The 16,263-nt window shown below is 72.3% G+C and carries 11 protein-coding genes and 1 pseudogene; 11 read left to right on the plus strand and 1 reads right to left on the minus strand.

The genetic code is table 11. From position 1 onward, the window contains the following. From CCS38_RS07910 to CCS38_RS07960, 11 genes are all read left to right on the plus strand, one after another. Positions 1-503, plus strand: a 503-nt coding sequence (locus CCS38_RS07910; protein ID WP_223732478.1) for a hypothetical protein, incomplete at its 5' end; no start/stop codon positions are given. Between the two features lie 119 nt (positions 504-622). Beyond that, positions 623-886, plus strand: coding sequence for a LysM peptidoglycan-binding domain-containing protein (locus CCS38_RS07915; protein ID WP_308050732.1), 264 nt, complete (start codon positions 623-625; stop codon positions 884-886). Beyond that, positions 879-2,021, plus strand: a complete 1,143-nt coding sequence (locus CCS38_RS07920; RefSeq protein WP_223732479.1) for a hypothetical protein — start codon at positions 879-881, stop codon at positions 2,019-2,021. The genes CCS38_RS07915 and CCS38_RS07920 overlap by 8 nt, the downstream gene beginning before the upstream one ends. Positions 2,022-2,095: 74 nt before the next feature. After that, positions 2,096-2,623 (plus strand): phage baseplate assembly protein V, encoded by a 528-nt coding sequence (locus CCS38_RS07925; protein WP_223732480.1) that lies wholly within the window; start codon positions 2,096-2,098, stop codon positions 2,621-2,623. A gap of 97 nt (positions 2,624-2,720) precedes the next feature. Then, on the plus strand, positions 2,721-3,065 hold the full coding sequence (locus CCS38_RS07930; RefSeq protein WP_030254228.1) for a hypothetical protein: 345 nt from the start codon (positions 2,721-2,723) through the stop codon (positions 3,063-3,065). After that, positions 3,062-3,448 carry a GPW/gp25 family protein gene (locus CCS38_RS07935; RefSeq protein WP_030254230.1) on the plus strand — a complete coding sequence of 129 codons (387 nt, stop codon included), beginning with the start codon at positions 3,062-3,064 and terminating at the stop codon, positions 3,446-3,448. Before CCS38_RS07930 ends, CCS38_RS07935 begins: the two co-directional genes overlap by 4 nt. Next, positions 3,445-6,657: a putative baseplate assembly protein gene (locus CCS38_RS07940; RefSeq protein ID WP_223732481.1), complete on the plus strand. Its 3,213-nt coding sequence runs from the start codon at positions 3,445-3,447 to the stop codon at positions 6,655-6,657. The genes CCS38_RS07935 and CCS38_RS07940 overlap by 4 nt, the downstream gene beginning before the upstream one ends. Further along, the gene (locus CCS38_RS07945; protein ID WP_223732482.1) at positions 6,654-10,439 is read left to right on the plus strand and encodes a putative baseplate assembly protein; all 3,786 of its coding nucleotides are present in this window, start codon (positions 6,654-6,656) and stop codon (positions 10,437-10,439) included. Before CCS38_RS07940 ends, CCS38_RS07945 begins: the two co-directional genes overlap by 4 nt. Further along, positions 10,439-12,622, plus strand: a complete 2,184-nt coding sequence (locus CCS38_RS07950; protein ID WP_223732483.1) for a hypothetical protein — start codon at positions 10,439-10,441, stop codon at positions 12,620-12,622. Before CCS38_RS07945 ends, CCS38_RS07950 begins: the two co-directional genes overlap by 1 nt. 77 nt (positions 12,623-12,699) lie before the next feature. Then, the gene (locus tag CCS38_RS07955) at positions 12,700-14,322 is read left to right on the plus strand and encodes a DUF6519 domain-containing protein (protein WP_223732484.1); all 1,623 of its coding nucleotides are present in this window, start codon (positions 12,700-12,702) and stop codon (positions 14,320-14,322) included. Between the two features lie 123 nt (positions 14,323-14,445). Beyond that, positions 14,446-15,408, plus strand: coding sequence for a peptidoglycan-binding protein (locus CCS38_RS07960; RefSeq protein ID WP_223732485.1), 963 nt, complete (start codon positions 14,446-14,448; stop codon positions 15,406-15,408). A gap of 195 nt (positions 15,409-15,603) precedes the next feature. Here the strand turns inward: CCS38_RS07960 and CCS38_RS07965 are convergent. Next, a pseudogene (locus CCS38_RS07965) lies at positions 15,604-16,263 on the minus strand (hypothetical protein); the annotation flags it as partial.

Consider the following 16,263-nt stretch of genomic DNA (forward strand, 5'->3'; position numbering starts at 1 on the left):
GAGGGGACAGTGGTGGGGACCGGAATGAGGCGCTGCGACTGAAGGGGCCGGCGCAGGAGACGTGGAAGTTTACTGCGGAGATCGATGCCACGGATCAGTTGGATGTGGCTGCGCCTGATGGGATTCATCCGCAGTTGGCGGTGCTCGAGATGCTCGTGCAGCCGACCACTGCGCAGCTGCGTGCTGCCTCCAAGCTCAGCAAGAAGGGGACTATTGAGATCAGTCCTATTGAGATGCCGTTGACGCTGTTCACCTGGGGCAGCAAGCGGGTTATGCCCGTGCGTCTCACCGAGCTGTCGGTCAATGAGTCGGCGTTTGATGTGAATCTGAATCCGATTCGGGCTTCGCTGTCCATTGGGATGAAGATTTTGACGGTGAGTGATCTGCCGGCTGGGCATCGCGGGGCTGAGCTCTACCTCGCGCACCTTGCGCAGAAGGAGCAGTTGGCGCGGCGGGCTCGGGCCGGGAGCTTGGCGCAGCTTGGGCTTGGGGGAGGGATCTGAGCGTGATCGAGCCGTATGAGAGTGCGTTGGACGATGTGCCGGGGGCTCATCCGTATCCCAGGAGCAGTCGGTATCACGATGTGGAGATCGGTGTTCACAGAGCCCACGACGGTAGTGAGGTGAAGTACGCCAAGCGGAGGTTGTTGCCGCCGCTCAGCCACGACGCCGACGAGACCGTGCCGCATACCGTGAGCGCCGGGGAGCGGGCCGATCAGCTTGGGCAGCGGTATTTCGGGGATTCGGGGCAGTGGTGGCGGGTTGCCGATGCCAATCCTGTGCTGGCGCCTGACGAGTTGACCGATGAGCCGGGAGAGCAGATAGCCGTGCCGTTGCCCGGTGGGTTCTCCGGCGGGATGGGCGGGCCGGGGGTGCGGAATGGCTGATGATCTGCCCGTCGGGGGTGGGCCCATCCATGTGTCGCTGTACATGGGGCCCAAGTTGGCGCGACTCGTGCCGCAGGAGGTGACGGAGGCGCTGCTGTCCGCGCAGATCACCAGTACGGCTGGTGAGAGGAGTGGATTTCAGCTCGCGTTTGATCTGACCAAGAAGGGGGCGATTGTTCAGCGGCTGCTGCCTGAGGGGTTTTTTGATCCGAAGACGCGGGTGATTCTTACCGTTGCGGTCAAGGGGACGCCTGTGGTGCTCCTGGACGGCCTCATCGTGCGGCAGGAGGTCGGTGCGAGTAATCAGCCCGGGCAGACCACTCTGACGGTCACGGGGGAGGATCTGACGCTGCTCATGGACCTTGAGGAGCGGACGGATCGGTATCCGAATCTGGCGCCCTCGCAGCGGGTGGAGCGGATCCTGGGGAAGTACGCGGATTACGGGATCGATGCCCGGATTATTCGGGAGCAGGTGCCGCAGCCCCCGCGGGAGCAGGCCCGAGTGGATTACCAGACGGGTACTGATCTGCAGTATGTGAATGAGTTGGCGGGGGCCAATGGGTACACCTTTTACCTCGAGCCCGGGCCCGTGCCCGGGCGGTCGACCGCGTTCTGGGGGCCCGAGCAGCGGCTCGGGCAGCGGCAGCATGCCTTGAATGTGAATATGGATGTGAACTCGACTGTGGATCAGTTGACGTTCGCCTATGACGGGACGGCGAGAGAAGAGCCGCAGGCTCGGGTGCAGGATCCCGTGACGCGGCGGGCGCCGTTGCTCGCACAGCCGGATATCAGTCCGTTGCGGCCGCCACTCGGCCGGCGCGCCTCTCCCGCCCTCAAGCGCAAGACCCTCAGCGGGACGGCGAAGAAGGACGAGGCGTTGGCGAAGGCGGAGGCGCTCGGGCGCGCCGCGACGAGTGCCGACGCCATCAGTGGGTCGGGCCAGTTGGATGTGAACCGGCACGGATACGTGCTGCGGCCGCGGGAGTTGGTCGGAGTCCGCGGGGCCGGTGTGACGTACGACGGGGACTATTACGTCAAGAGCGTCACTCATAACCTCCGGCCGGGTTCGTACCAGCAGAATTTCACGCTTTCGCGGGAAGGGCTCATCGCCCGCAGCAACGTCGTTCGTCCGTAATCCCCCCTACCACCCGCTCGTACCACTCAACTCCGTACCACCCGCTCGTACCACCCAGGAGAAAGACACCGCAGATGGCGCCAGCATCGAACAATCGCTTCCTCGGCAAGTTCCGGGGCCGGGTGGCGAGCAACAACGATCCCTTGCGGATGGGACGGATCACGGCTCATGTGCCCGACGTTCTCGGGGACGAGGCGTCGACGTGGGCCATGCCCTGTTTTCCGTTCACGGGCGCGCAGGCGGGTCAGTACGTGATCCCGAGTGAAGGTGCCGGGGTGTGGATCGAGTTCGAGCAGGGGGATCCGAGTTTCCCTGTGTGGACCGGGTGTTGGTACGGGGCGGAGACGGAAATGCCGGTGGACGCGCAGGCCGGGGCGCGGGCCGGGGCCGAGCCGGTGGTCATCGAGACGCAGGGGCATCACAAGATCGTGCTGTCCGATGTGCCGGAGGAAGGGATTCTGCTGCAGGCGCCGGGTGGTGCGTATGTGCGGATCAATGCGGCGGGGGTGCAGATCAACAACGGGGCGGGAGCGTCGATCGTGCTCCAGGGCGACCAGGTCGACATCAACGAGGGCCGGCTGACCGTGCCGAAGAAGCGATGACTCGAGAAGCGATAACGCGAGAAGCAACGGCCCGAGAAGCGATGGCCGGGACGCCATGCATCAGGAAGCGATAGCGGAGACGGGGGAGCGAGAAGACGTGGGGAACGGGAATCTCGTGCACGGCGGCGCGGTGATCAGCTGCCCGCACGGCGGTCGTGCGGTGTCCACCGCGGCTGCCGGTACAGGCGTGCGCATCGACGGTCTGCCCGCCGTCACCGCCGCCGACCTCTTCACGGTCAGCGGCTGCCCGCACTCCGTCGGCGGCCGCCCGCAGCCGTGCACCAGCGTGCGCTGGATGCCGGCCGGCGGCGGCGACGAGGTACGGATCGACGGGGTGCCGGTACTGCTGGACACCTCGGCGGCGATGTGTTTCAGCGCCGGGCTGGTGCCGCAGGGCCCGCCGGTCGTGGCGCCCGTCCATCAGGGGGTGTCCAGCCGATGAGGGCTGTGAAGAAAGTGCGGAGTGAGATCGCTTTTCCGTTCCGGACGGACCGGCGGGGGCGGACCGCGCACGCAGACCACGACGAGCATGTGCGCGATCTGATCGAGCAGTTGCTGTTCACCAGTCCGGGTGAGCGGGTCATGCGGCCGGACTTCGGCTGCGGGCTGCTGGACCTGGTCTTCACGCCGAACAGCCCGGAGCTGGCGTCGGCGGTCGAGCTGTCCGTGCAGGCGTCGCTGCAGCGGTGGCTCGGCGACCTGATCGAGGTCGAGTCGCTCGACGTGGTGAACGAGGAGAACGTCGTACGGGTGTATCTGCGCTATGTGGTGCGCTCCACCGCGAGCAGGCGCGATGAAGTGTTCGAGGGGCGGGGCGAGATATGAGTGAGCAGCAGCTCATCAGCGGTGAGCTGGTGTGCCGTACCGACCAGCGGCGCGGACGGATCAGAGCGGCGCGGCTGAACGGCATCGACGGCGTGGAGGTCGCGGACGACGGGGTGACGCTGACCGTCACCTTCCTCGGGAAGGCGCCGCACGGGCTGTGCCCGGAGAACTTCCGGATCGACGGCGGGCGGCGGATCACGGGGATCGAGGCGCTGGAGGTCTCCGTCGAGCGGGAGGACGACCCCGAGCTCGACGATCGCGTGCATGTCACCCTCGACCGCACGGGGGACACGTCCCGGTACCGCCTGTCGGTCGTGGAGACCGATCCGTACGGGCGGCCGGGGACGGAGCCGTACGAGGGCTTCGACCAGCGCTATTTCACCACCGACTTCCGGTTCCGGACCGACTGCCCGAGCCCCTTCGACTGCGCGGAAGGGGAAGCGGAAGGGGAGTCGGACTGCCCCGACACCTTCAAGTCCGCGCCCGTCATCGACTACACCGCGCGGGACTACGAGACGCTGCGCCAGCTCGTCCTGGACCGGCTGCGGCTGACCACGCCGGACTGGGTCGAGCGCAACCCCGCCGACCTGGGCATGACGCTCGTGGAGATGCTGGCGTACACCGCCGACCAGATCAGCTACCAGCAGGACGCGGTCGCTACGGAGGCGTACCTGGACACCGCGCGCAAGCGGGTCTCCGTGCGTCGGCACGTCCGGCTCATCGACTATCCGATGCACGACGGGTGCAGCGCGCGAGCGTTCGTGTCCGTCGAGGTGGCCTCCGACCTCGTGCTGCTCCCGGGGACGTTCCGCTTCGCCGCGGTGGACTTCCGTACGTACGGGCCGCGCGACCGGCCGGAGATCGGCACCGTCATCGACGACCGGGACCTGGCCGTACTGGACGAGCGCGGGTCCGTGGAGGTCTTCGAGCCGGTCGGTGACGCGCCGCTGCGGCTGCGTCCGGAGCACAACGCCATCCGGCTGTGGACCTGGGGCGATGAGGTGTGTGCCCTCCCGAAGGGCGCGACTTCGGCGACGCTGCGGGACGAGTGGGCGGACGATGCCTGCGAGACCCGCTCCCTGAAGCTGGCCCCCGGGGACCTGCTGCTCTTCGAGGAGGTGAAGGGGCCGCGTACGGGGACGCCCGGCGACCAGGACCCGGGCCACCGGCAGGCCGTCCGGCTGACCTCCGTCACCCCCGCCGTCGACCAGCTCGACGGCCAGCCGGTGCTGGAGGTCACCTGGGCGCAGGAGGACGCGCTGACGTTCCCGCTGTGCCTGTCGACGCGGGGCGGGACGGACTGCGCGCCGGTGGACGACGTGAGCGTGGCGCGCGGCAATGTGGCGCTCGTCGACCACGGGCGGTCGCTGACCTTCGGGGAGTGCCCGGAGGGCGTACCGGAGACGGTGACCGTGCCGCCCGTACCGGCCGTGACCGGGTCCTGCGAGCCGCCCGCCTTCGGGTGCGCCGACCACAAGGACAGCGGGAACGTCACGGCGCGCACCATCGAGCACCTGATGGACAAGACGAAGCAGCACCGGGCGCTGACCGCCGACGACATCCGTGAGCTGTTCGAGGTGGTCGGCGAGGAGGCGACCGTACGGGCCGGGCTGGGCCTGGAGCTGGCCGGGCAGCGGCGCGAGAAGGTCGTGCCGGGAACGGTGTATGCGCAGGCCGAGGCGTTGCGCACACTGCTCGCGCAGTCCGTGTACCCGGGGATCCGTGCGCGCTTCCGGCCCGTCCTGCACCGCTCCCCCGTCGCCCAGACCGTGCCGTTCCCGCGCCCCGAGCTGGTGGCGGCGGGGCAGGCGGAGCGGCTGGCCGGTATCCGGGAGCGGGTACGGGCGCGGCTGGTGGAGCTGTGGCGCAGCGCCCGGGACCACGACGGGCTGTCGGAGGCGGAGATCTCCGAGCTGACCGTCCTGTTCGGGCTGCGGACGCTGGAACACCTCGAGCTGCACCGGCACCCCGTGCGGGCACTGCGCGAGCTGCTGCACCGCGAGGACCGGCTTCTCGCGCCCAAGCTGCGCCGGCTGGACGTGCTGAGCGCGCGGGCGCGGGCCGGCGCGGTGCTGGACGCGCGGATCGCCTGGGAGATCGCGCACAGCTGGGGACCGGCGTACGCGGCGGGGCTGCACCCGGACGAGCCGGTGCTGCACGGCCCGGCGGCGAGCCTGGCGCCCGACCCACGGGCCGCGCTCCCCGCCGTACGGATCGAGGACGGCGAGCACACCTGGGTGCCGCGCCGCGACCTGCTGGACAGCGGGCCGCGCGACCGGCACTTCGTGGGCGAGCTGGAGGACGACGGGCGGATCGCGCTGCGCTTCGGGGACGGCCGGTACGGCGCGCGCCCGGAGCCCGGCAGCCGGCTCACCCTGCACTACCGGCTGGGCGGCGGCACGGCGGGCAATGTGGGCGCCGAGGCCATCAATCACCTGGTGCTCAGCCGTGACGCAGAGGAGTCGGACGGGGGTGACCCGATGCCGGTGGCGGGGGTGCGGAATCCGCTGCCCGCGATCGGGGGCGCCGCGCCCGAGTCCGTCGAGCAGGTACGGCAGCTCGCGCCGCTCGACCTCAAGCGCACCCGCCAACGGGCCGTCACCGCCGCCGACTACGCGGAGCTGGCGTCCGCGCTGCCCGGTGTGCAGCGGGCGGCGGCCGAGATCCGCTGGACCGGCAGCGTGCAGGAGGCGCACGTCGCGATCGACGCGGCGCGCACCGGCGAGCCCACGCCCCAGCTGCTGGACTCCGTCGCGTACGCGCTGGAGAGCTACCGGCGGATCGGCCACGACCTGGTCGTGGAGCCGGCCCGCACGGTGCCGCTCGACATCGAGTTCGAGGTGTGCGCGGCACCGGGCCATCAACACGGCCGCATCCTGGCCGAGTTGACGCGCGTACTCGGCAGCCGGCGGCTGTCCGGCGGACGCCTCGGCTTCTTCCACCCGGACGCGCTGACGTTCGGCGAACCGGTGCGGCTGAGCCGTCTCACCGCGGTCGCCGCGGCCGTACCGGGCGTGGAGAGCGTGCGGGTGACCCGCCTGCAGCGCCTCTTCTCCCGAGGAACCATCGACAACACCGACAACAGAGCACTGGAGGACGGTGTGCTGCGGCTCGGCCCGCTGGAGATCGCCGTGTGCGACAACGACCCCGATCGCCCGGAGAACGGCCGGCTGGTCATCGACCTCGGAGAGTTCGGGGGTGCCCGATGAGCGCCACATGCGGCTGCGGCTGCGGGGGCGGCAGCGACGAGCGGCGCGCCCCGGACGCCCTGTACAACCCGCCGGCCCGGACGGCCCTGGACTACCGCGTCGGTACGTACGGCACGTTCCTGGCCGGGATGCTGGACCGGCTCGCCTCGCCCGCCTACCCGGCGCTGCGCGGCCTGACCGTCCGCACCACCGACGATCCCGCGATCGGGCTGCTGGACGCCTGGGCGGTCCTCGGTGACGTACTGACGTTCCACAGCGAGCGGATCGCGGACGAGGGGTATCTGCGTACCGCCAATGAGCACCGGTCGCTCGCGCTGCTCGGGCGGCTGGTCGGGCACCGGCCGCGGCCCGGCGTCGCGGCCGACACCCACCTCGCGTACACCCTGGACAAGGACCCGCGCGCCGAGGACCTGCCGGTCGTCATCCCGCGCGGCGCGCGCAGCCACAGCGTGCCGGCGGCCACCGGCGAGGAGTCGCAGACCTTCGAGACGAGCGAGGACCTCACCGCGCGCTGGGCGTGGAACGAGCTGAAGGTCCGCAGGCGGCGGCCCGCGCTGCTGGTCCCCGAGGACCTGAAGAAGCGGTCGGAGCTGTACGTCTCGGGCACGAACACCTCCCTGCAGACCGGCGACCAGCTGCTCTTCGACTTCGGTGGCAAGGAGCAGCAGCTGTTGCCGGTCGCCAAGGTGCGCATCGACCGGGAGGAGGACGTCACCGCGATCGGGCTGCAGCAGTCCGCGCCGCCCACGCTCAAGGAGCTGGTCGACGAGCTGAAGCAGTGGATCACCGAGCCCGAGGACGGCGGCGACCCCGACGACCCGGACGAGCCCGGGCCGCCCACCGCCGAGACGCCGAACCCGCGGCCGGTCAGCAAGCTGATCGAGACCTTCGACACGCAGGTGCTGGCGCCGCTGCGCAAGGACCTGGAGGGCGAGGCGGCCAAGACGCCTGCCGCGTTCGCCGAGCGCCTGGCGGGACCGCACGAGCGGCTGGCCGAGGCGCAGGTGCTCGCCGCGCCGTACGAGGAGGTCGCGGCCTGGTTCGAGCAGCTCGAAGCGGTGATCGGGGAACTCCGGGAGCGGGCCGGGGACTTGGAGCCCGCCCGGACCGTGCCCCCGTCGGAGCCGCAGCCCAAGAAGGCCGGTGCCCCGCGGCCCACGCCCGCGCTGCGGGCCCTGGACGCCGTGCTGCCCGCCCTCCGTACGAGCGTCGTGCGTCCCCCGTCCGGCGCGCGGGCCGTCTCGCGCGACCCCGGACGTCTCTTCGCGCCCGGCTCGGACCTCACCGCGCGGCTGCTGTCCGCGCTGGACCCGCGGCTGTCCGACGGGATGTACACGGCGTGGCGGCAGGCCGCGCCCGCGACGCCCGCCGCGCTGCGCGCGCTGCTGGCGATGCGGGTGACATCCGCGCCCTTCGGGGCCACCGCGCCGCTCAAGCCCGTGCAGGACAAGGCGGGCCGGGTCATCCGCACGGCCGACTGGCCGCTCACCGGCGGCGTGCTGACCAGCGTGCGGATCGTCTTCGACACGGCCGGCAAGGTGCCGGTGAAGGCGGAGTTCCAGCACGTCGAGACCGGCAGCTCGGTCCAGTACACGGAGAACCTGCCGTCCGAGAACTCCTTCGACCTGGGCCCCGGCCGGGTCCAGGTGTCCACCCGTACCGGGCAGGACCGCGACCTGAGCTGGCTGGGCCGCCGCCCGACCGAGTCCCAGGAGCCCGGGGTCACCGTCCGGCTGCTCGCCGGGCTGCCCGAGCGCTCCCTGTTCGTGGCCCGCCCCGACGAGGACGGGAAGATCGAGGTCGCCGTCAACAACGGCGACACCAAGACCTGGGACCTCGCGCCGGGCGACAAGCACCAGGTCCGGCACGGCGAGTACGAGGTGACCGTGCGGCGCACGCCGGGCAGCGAGCCGCCCGCCGTGGAGATCGGCATCGCCACCGTGCCCGAGCCCGCCAACCGCTACGTCCTGCCGCTGGAGTCGGTGCAGGACGGCATCACGGTCGGCAGCTGGGTCGCCGTCCAGCGGCCCCGCAAGGGCGCCGAAGGCCCGGACGGCATCCCCGGCGACAAGAAGCTGGCGTTCGTCACCACCCGTGTGACCGCCGTCCGCACCGCCGCGTACACCAACTTCGGGATCACCGGGCGCGGTACGGAACTGACGCTCGCCGACCCGTGGCTGGACGAGCACGACGTCGTTCTGTCGGCGATCCGGGACACGACCGTGCACGCGGGCGGCGAGCCGCTGCGCAGCGCGGACGAGCCGCTGGGCGAGGACGTGCACGGCAACGAGCTGGAGCTGGCCGATCTGTACGAGGGGCTGCGCCCCGGCCGGTACATCGTCGTCTCCGGCGAGCGGACCGACATCCCCGGCTCGGCCGGGGTGCGCGGCACGGAGCTGGCGGTGATCGCCGCGGTCGACCAGCGGCTGGACGAGAACCTGCCGGGCGACCACGTCCACACGGTCCTCACGCTCACCGCCGACCTCGCCTACCGGTACCGCCGCGACACCGTCCGCATCCAGGGCAATGTCGTGCCGGCCACCCACGGCGAGAGCCGGGACGAGCCGCTGGGCAGCGGGAACGCGGAGCAGGCGAACCAGGCGTTCGCGCTGTGGCAGTCGCCGCTCACCTGGCTGCCCGACGACAATCCGCTGGGCGCGGTGCCCGAGCTGGAGATCCGGGTCGACGGGCTGCTGTGGCACCGGGTCGACAGCCTGGCCGGGCGCGGGCCGCGCGAGCGGGTGTACGTGCTGGGCGCGGCCGGGGACGGCCGGACGACGGTGACCTTCGGCGACGGCGTGCACGGCGCGCGGCTGCCCACCGGCCACGAGAACGTCCGGGCCCGCTACCGCTTCGGTACCGGGCGTGCCGCCAACGTCAAGGCGGGCCGCATCACCCAGGCGATCACCCGCCCGCTGGGCGTCACCGGCGTCACCAACCCGCAGCCCGCCACGGGCGGCGCGGACGCCGACGGACCCGGGCTCACCCGCCGCACGGTCCCGCTCGCGGTCTCCGCGCTGGACCGGCTGGTCTCGCTCCCCGACTACGAGGACTTCGCGCGCTCCCGGGCCGGCATCGGCCGGGCGGCGGCGGCCGAACTGTACGACGGGCGGCGGCAGGTGCTGCATCTGACCGTGGCCGGGGTGGACGACAACCCGGTAGCGGCCGACGCCGAGGTCCTTCAGGCGCTGCGGTCCTCGCTCGCCGAGTACGGGGACGCCGCGCTGCCCGTGCGCGTCGACGTGCGGGAGCTGGTCCTGCTGCTCCTGGTCGCCAAGGTCAAGGTCGCGCCGGACCACTCCTGGGCGGCGGTCCGACCGCGCGTACGGGCCGCCCTGCTGCGCACCCTCGGCTACGAAGGCCGCGAACTGGGGCAGCCCGCGAGGCTGTCGGAGGTGCTGGCCACCGCCCAGTCCGTGCCCGGTGTGGACTACGTGGACGTGGACGCCTTCACGGGCGTACCGGCCTCCGCCTCGCCCGCCGACCTGGCCGGGCTCGGCGAGCGGCTGGCGGCCCCGCAGACCACGGTCCCGGCCCGCCGGGCCACCTACGACGAGCAGCTGTACCGGGTCACCGACGCGAAGGGCGAATCGCTCTCCTCGGTCGCGGCCCGCAACGGCATCCCGCTCGCCGAACTGCTGCGCCTGAACCCGGACATCACCGACACCCGGCCGCTGGCCAAGGGCCGTTCGGTGTGCGTCTTCCGCGGCATCCGGCCCGCCCAGCTCGCGCTGTTCTCGCCGCAGGTCGCCGACACCATGATTCTGACGGAGGTCAAGTGATGTCCAGGGAGCCGGACGGGCTCGCGGAGCTGCTCCCGCAGTGGCACCGGCTGAGGGATGCCGAGAACGGCGAGCCGCTGCGCGCGCTGCTCGCGGTGATCGCCGAGCAGGTCGACCTCGTACGCGACGGGGTCGAGCAGCAGTACGACGACTGGTTCGTGGAGACGGCGGCGGAATGGGTGCTGCCGTACCTCGGTGACCTGGTGGGTTACAAGCCGCTGCCCGGATACGAGCGGGTGCTGGCCACCGGCCTGAAGGACGGCGGGCTGCCGGACTCCTCGCGCAGGCGGCTCGCCGAGGCACTGGCCCCGCGCCGCGACGTAGCGTCCACGGTCGCCAACCGCCGCCGCAAGGGCACCCTCGCACTGCTGGAGGAGCTGTCCGCGGAGGTGGCGAACTGGCCCGCGCGGGCCGTGGAGTTCTCCCGGCTGCTCTCCCACGACCAGCCGGTGAAGCTGTACGGCTCGGGGACCGCCGCCGTCAACGGGCGGCGGGCCGCGCGCGGCCGGTCGGTCGACGTACGGGACTCGGCCGCGCTGGATCTGGCGGGCGGCCCGTTCGGCGCGACGGCCCGCTCGGCGGACGTCCGCCGGGCCGACTCGCGCCGCCGCCAGGGCGGCCTCTCCCCCGCCGGAGTGGGCCTCTACGTGTGGCGGCTCAAGCCGTACTCGGTGACGCGGGCGCCCGCGTACTGCATCGACCGGGCCCGCAACCTGTACACGTTCTCCATCCTCGGCAACGACACCCCGCTGGTCACCAAGCCCGAGCCGGAGCCGTCGGCCACCCACATCGCGACCATCGACAACGTCCCGGCGTACGTCCGCCGCCGGCAGCTGCACGACCGGCTCGCGGACTACTACGGGCCCGGCAAGTCCTTCACGATCTGGCGGGACGGCCAGCGGGAGCCGGTCGACCCGTCCGACATCGTGGTGGCCGACCTCAGCGACTGGCGCTACCGGCCCAAGCGCGGCCAGGTCGCCGTCGACCCGGAGCTGGGCCGCATCGCCTTCGGCTCGCGCTCCGCCCCGCGCCAGGGCGTGTGGGTCACGTACCACTACGCCTTCGGGGACGACCTGGGCGGCGGCGAGTACCTCCGCGAGCGGGCGACCCCGGCGGACGCGGCCGTGTACCGGGTCGGACCCGGCCAGACGTACCAGCGGATCATGGACGCGTACGGGCAGTGGCAGAACGACCGGCGGGCCGGGCGCTGCGGGCCCGACGGCATCATCGAGATCACCCACAGCGGTGCCTACCAGGAACAGCTGGACTTCGACCTGGACCCGGGCGACCGCCTGGAGGTGCGCGCCGCCGAGGGCACGCGGCCGGTGATCCGGCTGCTGGACTGGTACAGCAACCGGCCCGACGCGCTCAACATCCGGGCGCGGGACGAGGAGTGCGCGGCGGGTGACCGGCCGCGGATGGTGCTGGACGGGCTGCTGATCACCGGCCGCGGGATCAACGTCCAGGGCCCGGTCGGCGCGCTCGCGCTGCGGCACTGCACGCTCGTCCCCGGCTGGTCGCTGGAGCCGGAGTGCCAGCCGCACTCCCCCGAGGAACCCAGCCTCGTGCTGGACCGGACGAGCGCGTGCGTGGAGATCGACCGGACGATCCTCGGCACCATCGAGGTCATCGGGGACGAGGTGTCCACCGACCCGCTGCCGATCCACATCCGCGACAGCATCCTGGACGCCACCGGGCACGACCGCGAGGCGCTCTCCGCGCCGGACTGCCGGCACGCGCACGCGGTCCTGCACGCGCACCGCACCACGGTGATCGGCGAAGTCCACGTGCACGCCGTGCAGCTCGCCGAGAACTCGCTCTTCACCGGGCGGCTGCACGTCGCCCGGCGGCAGCTCGGCTGCATCCGGTACTCCTACGTCACGCCGGGCTCCCGGACGCCGCGCCGGTACCGCTGCCTGCCCGACCTGGTCGGTCCCGAACAGGCCGGTGCCGTACGGCCGGTGCTGCGCAGCGAGCGGTACGGCACGCCCGCGTACGGGCAGTTGGCGGCGCCGCGTCCGGACGGCCCGGCCGGCGAGGGCTGCCGGCGCGCCGCCGAGGACGGGGCCGAACTGGGTGCTTTCCACGACCTGTACCAGCCGCAGCGCGAGGACAGCCTGCGGGCGCGGCTCGCGGAGTACACACCGGCCGGAACGGATGCGGGGATCTTCTTCGTGACCTGAGCCGATATCCGCCGCCACCCGCCAGCCGACCACCACCAGCTTCTTCACGAGCTTCATCACGAGGGGGAACCCTTCACATGCACGCAGATCTCTCCCGCATCACCTTCCGGCCGGACGCTCGGTACTCCGCCGTCCTCGCCCAGCAGGGCCGCGTCCAGCTGGACGCGGACGCCAACGAGCAGACCGCGATCCAGCTCTACCAGGCGCGGGTGACCGCCACCGACCTGATAGGGCAGCACGGCGGCCCGGCCGGTGACGCCGGCTTCAAGATCGACATGACCGGTGGCAGCCGCGAGCTCGACGACCTGTCGATCAGCCCCGGCCGGTACTACGTCGACGGCATCCTGGTCGAGGCGTACCGGCCGCAACCGGGCGTCCCCGTACCGGACCCGGCCGAGGCCGACGCCAAGGACGACGACAAGGACGGCGAGGGCGCGGCCGCCGAGCCGCCGGCCACCTGGACGTACTGGGACCAGCCCGACGCCTACCGCGACGCCGAGCGCCCCGAGGACCGGCTGCCCACCCAATTCCCGTACCTGGCCTACCTCAAGGTCTGGGAGCGCTCGGTCACCGCGGCCGAGGACCCGGCGCTGCGCGAGGTCGCGCTCGGCGCGGCGCTGCCGGACACCGCGGCCCGCCTCAAGGTCGTCTGGCAGGTGCTGCCGCTGCCCGGCGGCGAGCTGGACATCGAGGGCGACGAGACGAAGAAGGCCCCGGTCCGCGAGGCGTTCCGCAAGTGGGTCGCCGAGCAGCGGAAGGCGACCGCGCGGCTCGCCGTGCGCAGCGAGCGCCCCGACCACGCCGACGACGACCCGTGCCTGGTCAAGCCGGACGCCCGCTACCGCGGCCCGGAGAACCAGCTGTACCGGATCGAGATCCACGAGGGCGGCGCGGCCAAGGACGCCACCTTCAAGTGGTCCCGCGAGAACGGCTCGGTGACCTTCCCGGTCGACGGCCTGGACGGCACCTGGGTCGAGCTGGCCACGCTGGGCAACGACGACAAGCTGGACCTGGACGTCGGCGACTGGGTGGAGTTCATGGACTCCGCGGTCGCCTCGCGGCTCGACGCCCACCCGCTGCTGCGGGTCGAGGAACTGGACCTGCCGGGCCGCCGGGTACGCCTCTCGGACGAGCCCGCGCAGGGCGTCGGCCGGCTGCCCGAGCGGAGCCCGTACCTGCGTCGCTGGGACCACCGCGAGGGCGGCCGGGCGCAGGAGCGTGCGACGAAGAAGGGCGCGTCCGGGCGGTTGAAGAACGGTGCGGTGCGCGTCGAGGAAGGCGCCTGGCTGCCGCTGGAGGACGGCGTCGAGGTGTACTTCGCGGCCGGCAGCACCTACCGCAGCGGCGACTTCTGGCTGGTCCCGGCGCGTACGGCCACCGGCGGCGTCGAGTGGCCGACGGACGCCGCACGCCGCCCGCTGCTCCAGGGACCGCTCGGGCCGCAGGTGCACTACGCGCCGCTGGGCTGGGTGATGGGCGAGAAGACCGTCTCCGACCTGCGGCTGGCGTTCAAGCCGCTGGCCGGGGAGATCGCCGCGGCCAGCGACGAGGAACTGGCGGCCGAGGAGGAGGCGCGGACCGCCGAAGCCGCGGCGGACGCCGAGAACGAGCCCGCCGACGTGGCCTCCGCCGGCCCGGCGCACGGCGCTGCACTGCGCTCGCAGACGACGGCCGAGGCGGAGTCGCTGACGGAGGAGTGACACCGCGGGTGGCGCCACGGGGACTGCGCCACCCGTTACGCAGAAGGCGGCGCGCGGGTGATCCCGCGCGCCGCCGACCGGGGGACCGGCCCGCCCGGGCCGGGTCGAGGAAGGAGCACAACGATGGCCGAGCCGCTGAGCGCGTCGCGCCTGGTGGAGGTCCTGCGCAAAGAGGGCCTGACCGTCCACGAAGTCCGCAACTGGCGCCGGCACAACAGGAACAGCAAGGGCCCGTGGGGCCCGCTGAACGGCGTGATGATCCACCACACCGTCACCAAGGGCACCGAGAGTTCCGTCAACCTCTGCTACGAGGGCCGCTCCGGGCTGCCGGGACCGCTGTGCCACGGCGTCATCGACAAGAAGGGCGAGGTCTGGCTGGTCGGCAACGGCCGCGCCAACCACGCCGGGCTCGGCGACTCCGACGTCCTGCGCGCGGTGGTCAACGAGTCGAGCCTGCCGCGCGACAACGCGGCCAACACCGACGGCAACCGCCACTTCTACGGCTTCGAGTGCATCAACCTCGGCGACGGCGACGACCCCTGGCCCGAGGAGCAGAAGGCCGCGATCGAGAAGGTGTCGGCGGCGATCTGCCGGGCGCACGGCTGGAGCGAGAAGTCCGTCATCGGCCACAAGGAGTGGCAGCCGGGCAAGACGGACCCGCGCGGCTTCACGATGGAGGGGATGCGGGACCGGATCAAGAAGCGGCTCGCGGGCAAGCCGAGCGGGAACGGCGGCGGTGGTGGCGGTGGCACTGGTGGCGGTGGCACTGGTGGCGGTGGCCAGGACCAGAAGCCCGCGCCCGAGAAGCCCGCACCGGAGCGGCCGCGCCCCGGCACCCGGTACGAGCGCTTCCCCGGCGGCGGCTTCTTCCAGGCCGGCGCGCACAGCCCGATCATCACGGCGATGGGCAAGCGGCTGGTCGCGGAGGGCTGCTCGCACTACGAGGACGGGCCGGGGCCGTACTGGACGGAGGCCGACCGCAAGTCCTACGCGGCGTGGCAGCGCAAGCTCGGCTTCGGCGGCAAGGACGCGGACGGCATACCGGGGAAGGTGAGCTGGGAGCGGCTCAGAGTACCGAAGTCCTGAGAACCGGTTGATCGACTGCGGCTCCCCGCAGCGGAAAAGCCGCTGGACGGCCCCCTCCCCAACGAGGGCCGTCCAGCGGCTTTTTGGTACTGCTCGTGCTGCTCATTACCGGCGGTGGTCACCGGGGGCCCTGCGGGCGGCGTCCCCAAAACGCCGGCCGGCGGGCACCCGGGCGCCGGCCCGGGAATCCGGGGTTCAGCCCGCCAGGACCGGCAGCGCCGGGATGTTGGCGGGGCTGGTCAGGTCGGTCTGCGCGATGTCGACGGGGATGATGCGCTGCACACCGGCGGCGGCATTGCCCGCGGTCTCCTGGCCGTGGGCGGCCACGGTGGTGGCCAGGCCCTGCGAGAACGGCACGGCGTCGGTCGCGACACCCTGCGCGAACGGCTGCGCGTCGGCGGCCACACCCTGCGCGAACGGCACCGCGTCAGCGGCCGCGCCCTGGGCGAACGGAACCGCGGTGGTGGCGGTGCCCTGGGCGAAGCCCTGCGCGTCGGCGACCGTGCCCTGCGCGAACGGCACGGCGTCGGCGGCCGCGCCCTCGGCGAACACCTGGGTGCCGGCGGCGGTGCCCTGCGCGAACGGGGTGGCCTGGCCGGCCGCGTCACCGGCGAGCAGGCCCACGCCGCCCACCGCGTCCTGGGCGACCGGCACGACCTTGCCGACAGCGCGCTGCGCGACGGGCGGCAGCACGTCGGCGGCGGTCTGGTCGACGACCGGGCGGGCGGTGGCCAGGGCACCCTGGGCCGGGTTGGTCAGCGTGCCGGGACGCAGGTCGGTACCGGCGAGCGAGGTGACACCCTCAGCGACAGCGGAGGCGTCGGGCAGCGCGGGGGTGTTGGGGAGCTGGGTGGG

Source organism: Streptomyces purpurogeneiscleroticus, assembly GCF_020024005.1.
Classification (GTDB): domain Bacteria; phylum Actinomycetota; class Actinomycetes; order Streptomycetales; family Streptomycetaceae; genus Streptomyces; species Streptomyces purpurogeneiscleroticus.